Origin of the sequence: Flavivirga rizhaonensis (genome assembly GCF_004791695.1) — a bacterium.
Taxonomy (GTDB): domain Bacteria; phylum Bacteroidota; class Bacteroidia; order Flavobacteriales; family Flavobacteriaceae; genus Flavivirga; species Flavivirga rizhaonensis.
Window position 1 is genome coordinate 1 of the sequence record NZ_SRSO01000024.1, and the last position, 16,481, is coordinate 16,481.

Annotated in this window: 9 protein-coding genes and 1 rRNA gene; 2 read left to right on the top strand and 8 right to left on the bottom strand. The window is 30.6% G+C overall.

The features are described from left to right. The 8 genes from EM932_RS15540 to EM932_RS15575 form a co-directional block, all read right to left on the bottom strand. Positions 1-126 (bottom strand): 16S ribosomal RNA (locus EM932_RS15540); the annotation flags it as partial. Between the two features lie 733 nt (positions 127-859). Further along, positions 860-2,827, bottom strand: a complete 1,968-nt coding sequence (locus EM932_RS15545; protein ID WP_135878122.1) for a putative porin — start codon at positions 2,825-2,827, stop codon at positions 860-862. A 164-nt stretch (positions 2,828-2,991) separates the two neighbouring features. Beyond that, positions 2,992-4,404 carry a DUF4302 domain-containing protein gene (locus tag EM932_RS15550; RefSeq protein WP_135878123.1) on the bottom strand — a complete coding sequence of 471 codons (1,413 nt, stop codon included), beginning with the start codon at positions 4,402-4,404 and terminating at the stop codon, positions 2,992-2,994. A 5-nt stretch (positions 4,405-4,409) separates the two neighbouring features. Further along, a complete protein-coding gene (locus tag EM932_RS15555) occupies positions 4,410-5,264 on the bottom strand; it encodes a zinc-binding metallopeptidase (protein ID WP_170179820.1) in 855 nt (284 codons plus the stop codon). Between the two features lie 29 nt (positions 5,265-5,293). After that, positions 5,294-6,775, bottom strand: coding sequence for a RagB/SusD family nutrient uptake outer membrane protein (locus EM932_RS15560; RefSeq protein ID WP_170179821.1), 1,482 nt, complete (start codon positions 6,773-6,775; stop codon positions 5,294-5,296). Between the two features lie 20 nt (positions 6,776-6,795). Continuing rightward, a complete protein-coding gene (locus EM932_RS15565) occupies positions 6,796-10,485 on the bottom strand; it encodes a SusC/RagA family TonB-linked outer membrane protein (protein WP_246041106.1) in 3,690 nt (1,229 codons plus the stop codon). 88 nt (positions 10,486-10,573) lie between these two features. Next, positions 10,574-11,782 carry a FecR family protein gene (locus EM932_RS15570; protein ID WP_135878127.1) on the bottom strand — a complete coding sequence of 403 codons (1,209 nt, stop codon included), beginning with the start codon at positions 11,780-11,782 and terminating at the stop codon, positions 10,574-10,576. Between the two features lie 340 nt (positions 11,783-12,122). Then, the gene (locus tag EM932_RS15575; RefSeq protein WP_135878128.1) at positions 12,123-12,737 is read right to left on the bottom strand and encodes an RNA polymerase sigma factor; all 615 of its coding nucleotides are present in this window, start codon (positions 12,735-12,737) and stop codon (positions 12,123-12,125) included. A gap of 492 nt (positions 12,738-13,229) precedes the next feature. Between EM932_RS15575 and EM932_RS15580 the strand changes: the two genes are divergently transcribed. Together EM932_RS15580 and EM932_RS15585 are read left to right on the top strand one after the other, a co-directional pair. Beyond that, complete coding sequence (locus EM932_RS15580; protein WP_135878129.1) at positions 13,230-13,832, top strand: ribonuclease HII; 603 nt, start codon at positions 13,230-13,232, stop codon at positions 13,830-13,832. Positions 13,833-13,953: 121 nt separating this feature from the next. Beyond that, positions 13,954-16,386 (top strand): ribonuclease HII, encoded by a 2,433-nt coding sequence (locus tag EM932_RS15585; protein ID WP_135878130.1) that lies wholly within the window; start codon positions 13,954-13,956, stop codon positions 16,384-16,386. Positions 16,387-16,481: the final 95 nt, after the last annotated feature.

Consider the following 16,481-nt stretch of genomic DNA (forward strand, 5'->3'; position numbering starts at 1 on the left):
TGTATACGCGTTACGCACCCGTGCGCCGGTCGTCATCTGGTGCAAGCACCAATGTTACCCCTCGACTTGCATGTGTTAGGCCTGCCGCTAGCGTTCATCCTGAGCCAGGATCAAACTCTTCATCGTTAATTTTTGTGTGTCTATCATATTTAATACAATAAACAACTTTTAACAACTAATAGGAATTTCTAGTACTCAAAATGGTCTATTCTCTTTGTTTGATTCCTACCGTTTCCAGTAGCAATCTTACGCTGTCAATTCAATATGTTTATGAACTTTTTTCTTCTTCTCTAATCTCGTTTCCTCGTTTAGCGGGTGCAAATATAAAACCCTTTTTTTGTTCCCACAATACTTTTTGATTTTTTTTCGGAAAAAAATTTAAACCTTTCCATCTTCCAAAATCTTGCGTATCCATAGGAACTTTTTGCCTCGGAGCCAATGCCCGTTTTGGCGGCTGCAAACATACAACCTTTTTTGTTCTTTAAAAGCTTTTTTTTTAACTTTTTTAATTTTGGTTTCCGACCTTTAATGAACGTCGCCCCACTGCCGATCCTTTACGATCCTGGCCGCTGAGCGCGTGCAAAGATACTCCCCATTTTTACATATCCTAACCTTTTTTTGATATTATTTCCATATTCCTTTTTATACGCTGGAAAACAATACTTTACAAGTGCGCTTTTTTTATGCTTTTTTTCGCCATTGCCTAAAATAATTGCCGAAAGCGCACCAAAATAACCCGCACCCTATTATTAAGGATACTTTTTTATGAAGTACTCTAGTTGCTTTATTTTTAAAAAATCGATCTTAAGATTTATATAACTCTTGTCTTAGAAATAGGGAATAATAAAATTCTTTAGATTTATAAAAAGAAATTCCAAACGATACCAAAGCGAATAGTAAAATCTCTATATGGATAGTTTGGAGCGGAATAAAAATCATACCCTGTGAATGATGAATTAAAATGCTCGGCTTTTAAAAAGATTCTAGTTTGTCGAACTTTTGCATTTATAAAGAAGTCTAAACGGGGAAACTCTCCATATTCTCTTTCGGTTTGTGCATAAAATTCTGCTAATAACGGATTATACGCATTCATATAATACTTTGTGAAATAATTAAGGGTTACTCCTGTTTGTAGAAACATGGCCTTTTTAAATAAATGGCTGGAAAAATACAGGGTACTACGTAATGTAAATTCTGGCACATTTAAGGTACTGTCTTTGTCTTTTACATTTTGATATAATATAGTGTTGTTTAAAGCAAACTTACCCACTTTTATCTCTTTATCTAACTTAACTCTTAAATAGTTTATCGTATTATTATTTTGAAACGCTTGTACCTGGTTACTTGTTGTGTCTTTTTTAAAATAAACATAATCGCTAATTGTAGAATAATCAACCGAAATGTTTGCTATTTTTTTAGATTTTAATTGAAAGGCGAGTTGCTCTGTTTCTATATTATTAAAGTTGTTTCTCCAATTGTAATTCTTATAATCGCTTTGATATAATAATGTATTATAGTTTGGCGCTTTTGAACTGTGGTTTATTGATGCTATTACCGATATATCATCATTAAGTTTAAAAGTTGCTTTTCCTTTTAAGAAATTGCCATCGAAATCGCCAGAAACATTTACGCCTATTTCCCCTTGCAAATCAAAACCTTTATATTGTTTATGATATTTACCGCTCGCTGAGTATATGTCTCCTTTTAATCTATTGGTAATTGTGTCCCCTCTTAATATCACGACTTTATCATAACCATAATTGTAATTGTTGCTAGTTATATTTAATTGTAAATCACCAACAATATTATTACTATAATTTAATTGTACTTGATTATAAAAATTCTCTAATGTAGCTCTGTCTTTAATTCTACTTTTAAATGAATCTCCAAAAAAGCTATTTGAACTCGATTGGTCATATTGATAGTATTTATCTTCAAACGATATAACATGACCTACACTTAGTTTGTTTTTTGATAACGAATCTTTTTTTCGGATAATTTTATAAGTATGTTCTAAATGAAAACGTTTGCCTCTTAATATGCTTTCAGCATTTTCAAAAACAGGCACAAATATTGAACGATCTAGAAACTCTTCATCGGCTTCTTCAAATTTTACAAGATCTTCATCTTTAAGTCCGCCATTTTCTTCGTTTAGTAAATCTTGTGTTACCATATGCCCTCTAACACTGTAACGATTATTCTTTGTTTTATAGTTTGCTGTAAACCTGAAATTACCTGTACTTGTTAGTATGTGTTGATATTTACCTAGTGATCGTAGTCCTTTATATGCTATTGAAAAATTGAATTGTGGAGATGTATTTACAGTAAAGAATGAGTCTGCCAGTTGTCCTTGCTCGAAAGCAGTCTTAAAAAACAACTCTGTAAGTGGTGTTGGTACGTTATAATAATTAATATTTTCAATCTCCATATAATTGAAATGCCTTGCGCGGGCACCAAAACTTGGCATTGTACTTGTACTCTCAAAATTATGAGTTAAGCTGTTATATGTTTGCCCCAGGTTTGAAAATGGTATCAAACCAAAATCATCTCTTCTCAGATAGTTAAATTTATATTCTTTTTGGATGGTTAAAGTGGTATCTACAAAAGTAGTATCGTTCTCATGAGAAATTATTAAATAGTCTTGTATTTTTGCCTTTGGCTTTTTAGAATCTTTAGGAGTGCTTCTTTTTGCCTGACCTCTGTTAATTGTATCCTGCTTTTTAAGAGCCCTTTCTGACTGTCTAATTTTCGAATTAGCAGGTTTTTCCTGTGCGCCTAATTGATTAAAAAAGCAAATTAAAAAAAGGAAAAAAAATAGTTTCTTCATAATAATATATAAACGCTGCAAATGTAAATACAAAATATGATAACGCTAGGATATCAAAAAATTATTTAAATGAAAGTGTTTATTTTATATAAAACATAAATTTAAAAAGCCTAAAATAGTAAATCTACTTTAGGCTTTTTGTTTGTTAATAACTAAGTTTTAGTCTAACCAAACCATAAACCGTATACTCTTATAGCTGGGTTTTCTATACTGGTAAATGTACCAGCACTGTTAGAAAAATTAAATAAAGTAGATGAAAAACCTCCCTCGTTTGTATAAATTAAACCTTCACTGCTATTAAAAAAGTCTATTAACGGCATTACTAATGGCTCAAAAAAGGCTGTATTACCTGCAAGTATCGGGTCGACTCCCGGTCCTGAGATTGGTCCAGTATAATTTAAAAATAATTTTCTATCATTAATAGTTCCTCTTTCAAAACAATAGAAAGCTCTAAATCTCACCTGATCTGCGGTTCTTTCTAATTGCATAAATAAGAATGTATCGCAATTATCACTATTAAAATCAATGACCAGTTGATATTCTCGTACAGTCCAAGCTCCAAAACCTCCTGTATCAAAATTATTGCTTATTTCTTGCAACATGGCATCATGCCCTATACTTGTTAACGGGTTGCTACCCAACCTAGGTCTGTACAAAAAGCCTGTTGGTCCTAATTGTGCTAGACTTTCTATGTCTCTACTTATAAATGCAGGTTCATTACCAAATAGTATTGATGCTGTAGTGTCGTTTACTGTAGAAATGTAGCTTGATGAAGTTTCATCATAAATAAATTCCGTGTATGTTTCACCTTCAAACTCTAGAGCTGGACTAATAATAAGTCCATCTTCTTTAAATGCTATTCCAAAGTTAAACTCTGTAACCGATCCATCATCTAAAGTTATTCTTGGGGACGCATAAAGGTTTTCTGGATTGTAATTTAAATTAAAGTTAGACGTTCCACTCGCATTTTCTATTCTTAATAGTTGAAAAACTGAAGTCGTAGGGGTTGACAATAAATTTTGACGTTGTGCTAAAGACGCCTCGGCTTTAACCACACTTTCTGTTGTAAAATCAGTAAAGCCCGTTGGCTCCAGAATTAAAGTTGCTGTATCTCTGTTTCTAATATCTCTAAATGTAATAACTCCGTTATCATTTGTAAAATATTGAAAAACTGATGACCCTCTAAATCCTGCTAGCCTTGCACCAGAAGTTTCACTTAATTTTTGAATATGATTTCTGGTTGTAAAAACCAATTCTGTAGTTGTACCAGAACGAACTTCATAAGACGATGACTGAATAGCCGTTTCAGAATTAAAATCTGAAGTCATTTGCACCGTACCATTTGCATTAAACTTCATATAAAAAGTAAAACCTCCAAATTCATCATTTTTGGAAAAATATACGCCTTTATACCCTTGGTCTTGAGATAAAAGTAAACTTTGTAATTCACTATTTCTTTGTGCTATTCTTTCTGCTGGAGTTTCTGAAAAAAGTGTTTGATCATCATCATTACTACATGAAAATAGACCAACAAACATTAAACAGATAACCCAATAATTTATATATATCTTTTTCATGTTTTTTAATTTACTAGTTCTTGTGTTGCTGCATCTGTTAAGGCTTGTAACTCATATATATCAATTCCAAAATTGGTTTGATAATACTCTACTACCATAGCCTCTTTTAACCTTATTATTGCTCTAGCTTCAGCGCTAACAATACTACTTACTATAGCATCAAAATCTTCTTTAGAGTTTGTTAGCATCTCGGAAACCATTTCTACAAAATCTTCACCCTCCTGACTTGATGCATATGCTGTTATATAGCCTAACTCTCTGGCTTCAGCATCACTTCTATTAAACCAATTGGAGTTATAGTTTTCAGGATTTATCTGTCCGTAAGCTATATCAATAGGTATATTTTGATTTAAAATATGCCCATATTCATGTTGCACAGTTTTTAACGGTTGTTTGATACTATTAATATCTGTAAAATCTAAAAAATCAATATTAAAAAGTGTAATCTTAGTTCCTGCTTCTGCAATACCTAACGTGATAGTTGGGCTATTTGGATTAAAATTAAACCCTCCTACTAATGTAAATTGCCGTGGTGCAATTTTTTTTATAAAATCTGCACCACCAAGTGTTGTATATGGTTCTATCCATGCTTTTTGCAATGCTTCTGCCACAGGCTTTACACTAGATTCTAATGGTGGATGTAAAATCCTGTCAATATCTGTATCGTTAATATCCCATTTATATAATACTTCTATGTTATATGGTGACACAAAATTACTTCTTAACCAATCGTCTAAATCATTTAATATGGGAGTACTAGTATCTATTTGACTTTCGCCTACACTATCAGATCCATCGCTACATGCTGTAAAGCTTATTGTAGTTATAGAAAGTAGTGCTATAATAAAATATTTTTTCATTGTATTAAAATTTATAATAATCATTATTTCTACCTTGGGTTTTGTTGAATACCAAATGACTGTGCTGCTTCTGGCACTTGTATCGCTCTCCTATTATCATCTTTTGGTAAAAGAAAACTATTACCAAAAAAATCTAAATGCTCAATAGCTATATTGTGTCTTTTAATATCAAACCATCTTAATCCTTCATTATAAAATATTGTTCTTTTTATATCTAGAATAGCACTTACCAATGGATATGATTCACTTGAAATGGTATAAAATGGTGTATACAATGTTGGATTTATACCTTGATAAATAGCCGCTATATCCGCTGCGGTAAATTGATCTGTTGATGGATCATAACCATCTGTTTTTACAGCTAAGGACATATTTATATCTGCTGCTGCATCATCTAACTGTCCTAACATAGCATGTGCCTCAGCTCTATTTAATAAAGCTTCATCTGTAGAAAAAAGGACAAAGGTTACAAAGGGGATCCCAATGCCTGCTGCCTGGTTGGTCACTCTAAAATATTCTTGGTATTTAGGTATAAAATTATTGTCACTTCCCCCTCTAAAGAAAATGCTATAAGACCAACTTTTACCTGTTATATTACCTCTAAATAAATCACTCATTACCCCTGGACTTAACTGATATCTAGCTCTTGCTTCTATTCTATTGTATAATGAATTTCCTGAAACCAATAATAGGTTTGCAGGTTCAAAAGTTGAAGATGTATATAACGCTACTTGTTGATTAAAAGTTAAATTGCTTGAACTTGCAATATTTCTTAATACAGCAATTTCATCACTACCTAATGCTATATTACTATGGTCTATTACTTTTTGCCATTCACCTATGGTTAAATAGAATCGTGAGGCAAATGCATTAGCGGCCTTTTTAGTAAAGTGAAAAGCAGGAATTTCATAGTTATCTTTGATTAATGGCAACCCTTCTTCAATATCTTTTTGTATGTTATCAAATACATTTGCGACATTACCTCTTTCATAATCGCCCAACAATACTGTTTCAGGTTCCGTAATATAAGGGATTCCTAAATCTGTACTTGACGTAGTAGGGTTATAAGCTTTAGAAAAAATACTTACTAACATAAAATGTGCATAGGCTCTACACATTAAAGCTTCTCCTTTTAAAGGATTTAATTCAGTACTTCCTCCTAATTCTTCTATAGAAACTAATGCTTGATTTGCTTGTGCAATGGCTTCATAGGCATCATTCCAATAGTTTGTTGGTGTATCTTCATCAATATCATTTAAATCTCTCCAAAAATACATTTCTTCATTCACCCTAAACTCTACTGTGGCACTAGAACCTTTATCGCCAGCATTATCAGACATTGGCTCTAAAAATGACACATAAGCTCCTTCTGGGTAGGCTCCAACTAATAATTCTTTTATTTTTTCAGCAGAGTCTATAGTTGTTCTGTTATCTGGTGTTTCATCTAAAATATCGTTACATGATGATACTATTAAAAGAACGACAACAGCTTTTATTATATTAAATTTCATATTTCTCATAGTATATATTATTAAAATCCAACATTTAAAGAGAATGCAAATAGTCTAGATATTGGATAAGCGACACCACCAGATCTGAAAAACTCAGGGTCTTGACCACCGAGTTTAGAATCGGAGTAAATTAAAAATGGGTTTGTACTTTGTAAACTCAATCTAAAAGAAGACAATCCTATTTTATCTAAAGTCAATTTATCAAAGCTATAACCTAATGTTATATTTTTCATTCTAACGAAGCCTCCATCAGCCACTCTTGCAGTTGAATAATTATAGGCATTGTATGCTTGTTCTAAATCGGTATCTCCGAAAGATTGCAATACTGCTTTTGAAGGGATTGTTGGTATATTGGTAATATTTTCATCTCCAGGCGCTAACCATCTATTTACAAACTCTCTTGGAAAAACATCTAAATCTGTATATTCTGATCTGTAAGCTGGATTCAATCTAATTTTATTACCTGCCGAAAAAGAGACAAAGAAACTAAAGTCCCAATTTTTATATTTAAACGAATTTGCCAAACCTCCTGAAATATTAGGTTCTGTACCACCTTCATACACTAAATAATCCAATACATCATCTGTATCTTGAAAATCAATTAAAGCATATGGGTCACTTGGATCAAAATCAGGATCATCTGTTAAAAATTGTGGTAACCCCCATTCATTAAGTCCTTCAAATTTAAAAGAAAACAACGATCCTTTTGGAAAGCCAACAGCATTTCCTCTACCGGTACCAGTAATTAAATCAAATACGTTTGCTTGTTGCTTTAGAGAAGTTACTTCTTGATCAAAATGAGAGATATTAAACCCTGTTTTCCAACTAAAATTATCGGTATCAACATTCACAGTATTTAACTGAAATTCAACACCGTTTGTAGTCATTTCTGAGTTGTTACCTAGTTTAAGAGACTCTCCCCCTATACCTGTTGTTCTAATGATATCTATTAAATCTTGACCTTTTCTAAAATAAGCGTCAAAATTCATCATAATCCTATTATTAAAAAATCCAACATCAAGCCCTAAATTTAACTCTAGTGTTTTTTCCCAGGTTAATTCACTATTTTGTAAATCTTCAATATCAATAAAATTCTCACGATCATCGTTATTAAGCCTATCAGTAATTTGATTTCTAAATACCGCTAAATTATTGGTGGCATTATCTGCTAGTAAAGCTACAAGTCCGTAACTTGGCCTGAAAGCCATACTGGAAATAACGTTTGAATTTCTAATAAAATCTTCTTTATCTATATTCCATTTAGCACCAATAGTATACGTTGGTAACCATCTAGTATCTGATGATTTACCAGCTCTATTTGAACCTTCATAATTACCTGTTACGTTTAACACGTATTTTTTATCAAAATCATAAGTAACATTAGCAAAGAATGATACTTCACGCTGTCTTGTTTCCTGAAAAGAGAAATAATCATTTCCTTCTAAAATAGCTTTCTTTAATATATCAGGATCTGTAAACACGGTACCTCCTCTTGAGAATTGATATCCATAACCTGTGTTAGAACTTTGGCTTCTGTCTGTATATCTATACTCTTGACCTCCATAAATTCTAATACCATGTATCTCGTCTTTAAAACGCTTGGTATAATCGAGTGTGTTTCTAAAAGTATACGTTACAAGCGTATTTTTTGTTGTTGTTAAAATGCCTCCAACTGGCAATACGACTCTTGGTCTGGAATTTGGAGCATCTGGATCTGTAAACAAAAAGGTATTTTCATCTTGTACAATGGTTGTTTCATCTGCTCTATAAGCGGCAGCTACATTAGAGTTTTCTGTAGCTGATTGCTCTCCATTTGAAGTTACATACCTGGCAGAACCTAAAAAATTATAGTTTAAGTTATCATTAATTTCGTATTCTGCCTGACCTTGAAACTTTATATCCGATACATTGAGCTCTAAACCATTATTATCAATTTCATTTATAATATTAAAAGGTGCCCAATTATAACGTGAAAATTCTAAATCACCATCATTATCTCTAGGTCTTAATGCTCTACTAGTATTTAAGGCATAACTAAACGGGTTAATATCAAAATCTCTGGTAAAGGAACCAAAAAATGTATCTTCTTCTCTAGCCAGTGTACCAGGGGCTAGTTGATTTCTTATAGACCCTTGCAATTGCGTTGTAACTTTTAATTTATCATTAAAAAGATAATACGTATTTCTTAAGTTACCTGTAATTCTTCTAACCCTATCAGCTATGGTCCAACCACCATCAGTATAATAGCCTAAAGATGCATAAGATGTAGAATTCTCTCCACCTCCTGAATAGCTCAAAGTATGTGTTTGTGTTGGTGTAGTTCTAAATAATGTTTTAAACCAATCTGTATTAGCCAATTCAAATTGCTGTAAAAATCTTGCTCTCGCCTCAGGTGTATTTTGCAATTCATATTGTCCTGTGCTTTCGTCAAAATTATTAATGGCTCTGTACATTATATTGTATATACCTCCAAATCGACCTTGAAATGATGTTGGTAAATCTAAAAAGCCTTTTGCTTCCAATTCTCTATATACAGAAACCGTTTCCTGAGAGTTCAATAAATCGTAGTTCTCGTACCTTGGAATATCTCTTACTGCAAATTCTGCAGCATAATTAAATGTTGGTTTTTGATTCTTTTTTCCTGATTTTGTTGTAATAACTACCACACCATTTAAAGCTCTAGCTCCATATAATGCCGTTGCCGAAGCATCTCTTAAAATTTCGAAACTTTGAATATCTGTAGCATTTAATCCGGCTACAGCAGAACTTAATAAGGTACTAGGGTCTCCAGACACTAAATCGGAAACAGATAAGTTTACTATTTCTTCTTGAATAACGCCATCTATGATCCAAATTGGCTTTGTATCTCCTAAAATAGACGAAGAACCACGAATAGTAATTCTTGGAGCTGCACCAAATGTTCCGGTAACATTCTGAACACTTACACCCGCAGCTCTACCTTCTAGTGCTCTAGATATGTCTGCCACTCCATCAAGCTTGATTTCTTCAGCTTTTATAGTTTGCGAAGCTCCTGTAAACAACTCTCTTCTTACATTTTGATACCCCGTAATTATCACTTCGTCTAAATCTTCTAAATCTTCCTCCATAACTATATCGATAACATTGCTGCTACCCACAGTTACAAATTGTGTTTTCATACCAATAAAACTGACTTTTAGAATATCTCCTTCACTCGCATTAATCGCATAAATACCATTAAAGTCTGTTTGTGCACCTTTAGATGACCCTTCAATTATTATGTTAACACCTGGTAAAGGCAAGCCATCTGTTCCAGTAATTGTTCCTGAGATTTGCTGCTGCAAACTAGACTGCGGATTTACTTCTTTTTTATTTAAAATTACTTGACGCTCATTTATTGAATAACTGAGTCTTTTTTTATTTAAAACTCTATCTAAAACTTTATAAATAGATTTATTTTTAATTTGAATACTACCTATAGCTTTTTTTAATTCGGGTAATACTTCGTCATTGTAAATAAACACGAATTCGCTTTGGTTTTCTATAGATTCAATCATACTCATTAATGTAGCTTCTTTAATTTCTATTCTCAATTTTTTACTTTGAGAATATGAGTTTGAAAAAGAGTAGAGTAAGAATAGTACTAAAAAGACGGTAAGACTCTTCATTACAAATAGAGTTTTATTTCTAAAATCCAAGAGGGAATCATAGAAACGTTGGTTATTTTTCATAAATTTGAATTAGTTTTTAATTAAACATTAGCTGCCCATATAGCAGTTTATTTTAGTCAGAGGATGTTGGCGCATTCTCTGATTTTTTTTACTTCAATACATACTTTTTATCATTTATTATTTCGAATTTAAATTCTGTTGTGGTTGTTAAATTTTCGAGTGTTTGTTCTATCTTATCATTTAAATCTAGTTTTCCGCTTACGTTTACGTTTTTTGCATCAACCCCATTCTCAAAAATTATTTTAACATTATAAAAACGTTCTATTTTCCTAACAATATTTATTATAGACTCGCTTTCAAAATATAAAAGTCCTGAAGTCCATGATGTGTAATTATCTGTATTAACTTCCTTAACGTTTATACTTTCTTTATTTTTATTCCATGAAGCTAATTGCCCTGGTTTTAGAATTGTTTTTTGCGTACTAAATATTTTTTTCTCTGCAACAACTACTTTTCCTTCTGTTAAAACTGTTAAAATATCCGAGTCTATAGGATATGCAGACACATTAAACTTTGTGCCAAGTACTTCTATTGAAATTTGCTCTTCAATAGTTTTTACAACAAATGGTTTCTCTTTATTTGCAGATACCTCAAAAAATGCCTCTCCCGAAAGAAAAACCGTTCTCTCATTAGATGTAAATTTTTTAGGAAATATAAACTTAGTTCCTGCATTAAGATGTACCACTGAACCATCTGATAATATAATTTTACTTCGTTTACCAAAAGGTACAATTAATTTATTAAAAAGTAATATTTTTCCTTCTTTATCTATATCTCCGCTTATTGTGTCTTTTTCATTTAGAACAACACTCCCCTGCTTGGTATATTCAATTAAAGATTTTTTTTCATTAATTAACAACGGCTCTGCTGATCCAAGAATTAATTGAGTATTCGCGTTTACTACAGAATCTAAAGATGTTGTACTAATTGGATCAAAATTGAAATCATTAGCCTTTTTAAAACCTTTATTAACAATAATATTTACTCCTATTAATACAAGTACTAAAACTGCTGCATATTTATATGTTCTTTTAACTAGATTAAATACTTTATTTGGCTTGTTTTTGCTATCAACCTTAACTAAAAGCTTAGTGATTATTTCTTTCTTTTCTATTTCAGATAATTTTATCTCTTCGGGCTTTATGCTTCTTAAAATTTCTTTTAAGGCGTTAATTACTTCTTTTTCTCCTGGGTTTTTAAGAATATAATCTTGCCAAAAACTAGTTGTTTCTGGTGTTGGATCATATACCCAATTTAAAAAAGAATCGTCTTCTATATATTTAGAATATCGTTCCATAATCTTGCTTTTATTTTTTAGAGGGTATCAAGTTTTATTTTTGTGGACACTTTTTATCATCTTTTTTTGAGAAAATTTTAACGATTACTCAAAAACGTAGTAATTATGGGGTGGTTTTTATTAAAAATATTAGAAAATAATTTATGCTTTACCCTAAAACATGCTAGAAATACAATACTAAATGTTAAGGATTATAAGTATAGGAAGAAAATACACTTCTCATTGTAAGTCATATCGAAAAAGCATATCAGGACCAAATGGATTAAGGCATTGAAAACAATAAAATATAGAAATGAGGACAACTTCAACTGAAAATCTGTGATTTCCTCTTAAAAAACTTTCATTTAATTGCCATTAAAAGAGAAAGAACACCTAAATATGTTATACTACTTAAGGTAAGGCTTTTTCGTAGTTTTTTTATAGCCCTATAAACCTGTTTGCGGACTGAGTTATGATTAATATCTGTAATTTCTGAAATCTCGATATAACTGAAGCCTTTGGTAAACCTTAAATATAGAATTTCCTGTTGCTTAGGCGTTAGTTCTTTAATTATTTTTGCAACAAGTTCTTTTTGATGCTTTTCAACTTCTATATCAATGGTTTTGGTTTCAATATTATAATCTGTAAAAAAGGACATACTTTCATCCTCAGGTAAACTACTCTTCTTTCTCTCTTTTTTCAACTCACGAAACATAGTGTGTTTAAGTGCTTTGAACAAATAAAACTTAATATTTCTAGGCATAGAAAGTTGTTTCCTGTGCTCATAGATATCTAAAAAAACATCTTGAATACAATCTTTCACAAAGTTCTTGTTTGAATTTAATTTCATACCATATGAAAACAATGCATCTACATTTGAATTATATATAAATGTAAAAGCAGCTTTGTCTCCTTTTACAAATTCAATCCAAACCCCTTCAAACTCATTTTGTATTTTCTCTTTTACAGCGCTCATTGATTACACAATAAATGGACATATTTTAGATTAGTCTAATCCACATATTTATCGATAAAAAATATTCGTTTTTATTAGCTAAGCTTATCTCTTCTGAAGATTTTTCAGAACTTAACTTTAAACAATTTAACAAAAAATATTTAAAATAAAGAAAGCCAGCTACAACTGCTGGCTTTCTTTTAAATATTTAGTCATCATAAAAGATGAGCTTAGAATATTTATTTTGAGTTAGTCGGTTGCAAACATCTTAATATTATATTAAAAAAACAAAAAAACTCATAAAAAAAGCAAGAAACCACCTCCATCTCTTACTTTTTAAACTATCAAATTCTTAAAATATTTACACATTTAATGAATTATTATTAAAATAAAACCTTAAAAAAGAGTATTTAATAATACGTGCTATTAAATTCATATAAAAACGAATAAATTTATTAGGCATGCATAATAATTAATACGTAAAATTATAAATTTGACAATATTTTCATTTAAATGCTATTAATAAATCATTCCGATTACTCTTTAGAATGTGGTACAGATGAAGCTGGACGTGGATGTTTGGCTGGTCCTGTTACTGCTGCTGCAGTTATTTTACCTAAAGCCTTTGAAAACTCGATATTAAACGACTCAAAACAACTTAGTGAGAGCAAAAGGGATATTTTGAAACCAATTATAGAAGCTCAAGCTTTAACTTTTGGGGTAGCACATGTATTTCAAGAAGAAATTGATAGCATTAATATTTTAAATGCTTCCATTTTAGCTATGCATAAATCTATAGATCTGTTAGCTAAAAAGCCACAATTTATAATTGTTGATGGTAATAAATTTAAACCTTACAATGATGTCCCTTATGAAACTATTATAAAAGGCGATGGAAAATATTTAAGTATTGCAGCTGCATCTGTCTTAGCAAAAACACATCGTGACATATACATGAATACTATTCATGAAGAATATCCAATGTATAATTGGAAACAAAATAAAGGCTACCCTACTAAGGAACATAGAGCTGCAATAAAAAAATACGGGATTACTAAATATCATAGAAAATCGTTTAGGCTTCTGCCCGAACAATTAAAATTAGACATTTTATAAACTTATTTGTCCTATTTATACGTAATATTAATAATAGTGATTTAAACTTTTTCCATTGAAGTGAAAAAGTTTAAATCACTTCAATGAAAAATATGTAGGTTTGTAAAAATTAATTCATTTTATGAGAGCTTTTTGCTATCCCCTACTTCTTATATTATTTTTTAGCTGTTCAAATACTAAAAAAAGTCATTTAGAACTTATTACCTTTATACCGAAAAACACTTCAATAGTTTTAAAAACATCGAATATTGAGGGCTTAAAAAGTAGTGTTAACAACAGTGATTTTCTGCAAAAGATTTCTGAAACAAACTCCTATAAAAATTTAGAAAACACATTAAACAATCTACCCTATTTAAAGTCTACTAGTGATATATTAATTTGCTTTTCAAAAGACTTAAAAGATAGTTTACAATATTCAATAATAACGAAACATCATCAACAATTATTTAAAACAGATTCATTGACAAACTATGTTGAAGAAGTACTTTCATATAAAAACAAAACAATAACAAAATCCTCTTTAAATAATAACACATTCTATAGTACTATTATAGATAGTATCTTTTTTGTTTCTTCATCAAAAAGTATTGTCGATGCCACTTTTAGTAATTCTACAGTAGATACAGAATTAGAAAAAATATACAACATAACCAGTAACGAAAAAACGGTCTCAGCTATTATAAAACCTAATAATACATTTTTAAAATCATTTTTTATTGAAGATTCTATTTCTTTAAAAACATTCACGAATTATATAGCTGCTGATATTGGCATAAATCAAGATGATCTTATTTTTAATGGCATTACAAAAGCCACAGATTCATCTAAAAGTTTAATCAATGTTTTTAAAAGCACCATTCCACAAGAAAATCAAACGCATACTATTACACCTTCTAATAGTGATGGCTTTATGAGTTTTACTTTTAATGACTATAAAATATTTGAAACCAATTTAGCTAAGTTTAATAATAACGATTCCATAACTAACAAGACGACACTTTTTAATGACATTATTGAAGTTGGAGTTATTTATCAAGGTAAAAATCATGCTATCGCATTAAACTCTATCGACGTTATTGCTACCAAAGATGCGCTTTTAAGTGAACAAAATAACATAGATTCTTATAGAGGGGTTGATATTTTTAGTTTTAGTCATCCGCTTCTATTCTCCAAGACATTTACCCCCTTAATATCATTCAATAACGTTAAAAAATACTGTATTCTAGATAATTTTTTCGTGTTTTCTGGCAGTACTGATATACTGCAAAACATTATTGCTAATTATCAAAACAAAACAACGCTGAATAAGAAAACCTATTTTCAAAATATTAAAAAGCATTTAAGCGATGCATCATCATTAATGCATGTAGTAAACCCTGCTTCCTTAAATACTATTTTAAACAAAAGCTTTGAAGAAGACTTAAACTATAAGTTGAATAATTATAACGTATCGGCAATACAATTTATTTACGAAACCAATTTCGCGCATGTAAATGGTATTATAAAAAAGAGTAAATCCAGAGCATCATTAAATTCTATATCTGAAGAGCTAAATATTAAATTAAATACAGATTTATTAACCAACCCCCAATTTGTAAAAAATCATATTACCAAACAGAAAGAGATCGTTGTACAAGACATAAACAATAACCTCCATTTAATTTCTAACAAGGGAAAAATTCTTTGGAAAAAACAAATACAAGGTGCCATATTAGGTCCTATTGAACAAATTGATATTTATAAAAACGGCCGATTGCAACTCGTTTTTGCAACTTCGAATATGGTTTATGTTATTGATAGAAATGGCAATGATGTTGCGCCATTTCCTATGAAGTTCAACAAGGGTATCACGCAACCTTTATCCGTTTTTGATTATGATAAAAATAAAAATTATAGGTTGCTTATAACTCAAGGTAAAAATGTTTTGATGTATAATGTAAAGGGACAAACTGTAAACGGATTTACATTTACATCTGCAAACAATACTATAATTTGCCAGCCTAAGCATTTTAGAATTGGCACTAAAGATTATATTTCATTTAAAACTCAAAATAAACTCTATATTTTAGATAGAACCGGAAAAACCAGAATTACACCAAAAACATCCAGCTCATTCTCCAATCAGCCTATTTACTTATACAATAACAACTTTACAACCACAACCTCAGACGGAAATTTAATAACTATAGACACCAGAGGAAATGCGTCTATTAAAAGTTTAAATTTATCAGAAAAACATCACTTAGAAACAACAAGTAAGACCCTTGTAGTGTTAGATGAAAATAAATTATCTATAAAAAGTAAGACTATAGAACTCGATTATGGTGATTATTCTACTCCTCGTCTATTCTACATTAACGATAAAATTTATGTAGCAATTACAGATAAACAGGCACATAAAATTTACCTCTATGATAGTCAGGCAAAATTATTACCTAACTTTCCTGTATATGGAAACTCTTCAATAACATTAGATAATATTGATAAAGATAGAAATCTTGAATTTGTGAGTAAAGGTGAAAATAGTTCTATCATTTTATATCAGATTAATTAGTTTGTAGTTAAATTCTTAAAGTATTTAGTTATTAATTCATATATAAGCATAAATTCTGTAAAACTTTTGTATATGAAAAACTAATTTTTATCTTT

What these genes read in the sequence shown, in the direction of transcription:
- EM932_RS15545 (WP_135878122.1), bottom strand. Translation starts at nt 2,827, where the DNA reads ATGAAGAAACTATTTTTTTTCCTTTTTTTAATTTGCTTTTTTAATCAA.
- EM932_RS15550 (WP_135878123.1), bottom strand. Translation starts at nt 4,404, where the DNA reads ATGAAAAAGATATATATAAATTATTGGGTTATCTGTTTAATGTTTGTT.
- EM932_RS15555 (WP_170179820.1), bottom strand. Translation starts at nt 5,264, where the DNA reads ATGAAAAAATATTTTATTATAGCACTACTTTCTATAACTACAATAAGC.
- EM932_RS15560 (WP_170179821.1), bottom strand. Translation starts at nt 6,775, where the DNA reads ATGAAATTTAATATAATAAAAGCTGTTGTCGTTCTTTTAATAGTATCA.
- EM932_RS15565 (WP_246041106.1), bottom strand. Translation starts at nt 10,485, where the DNA reads ATGAAAAATAACCAACGTTTCTATGATTCCCTCTTGGATTTTAGAAAT.
- EM932_RS15570 (WP_135878127.1), bottom strand. Translation starts at nt 11,782, where the DNA reads ATGGAACGATATTCTAAATATATAGAAGACGATTCTTTTTTAAATTGG.
- EM932_RS15575 (WP_135878128.1), bottom strand. Translation starts at nt 12,737, where the DNA reads ATGAGCGCTGTAAAAGAGAAAATACAAAATGAGTTTGAAGGGGTTTGG.
- EM932_RS15580 (WP_135878129.1), top strand. Translation starts at nt 13,230, where the DNA reads ATGCTATTAATAAATCATTCCGATTACTCTTTAGAATGTGGTACAGAT.
- EM932_RS15585 (WP_135878130.1), top strand. Translation starts at nt 13,954, where the DNA reads ATGAGAGCTTTTTGCTATCCCCTACTTCTTATATTATTTTTTAGCTGT.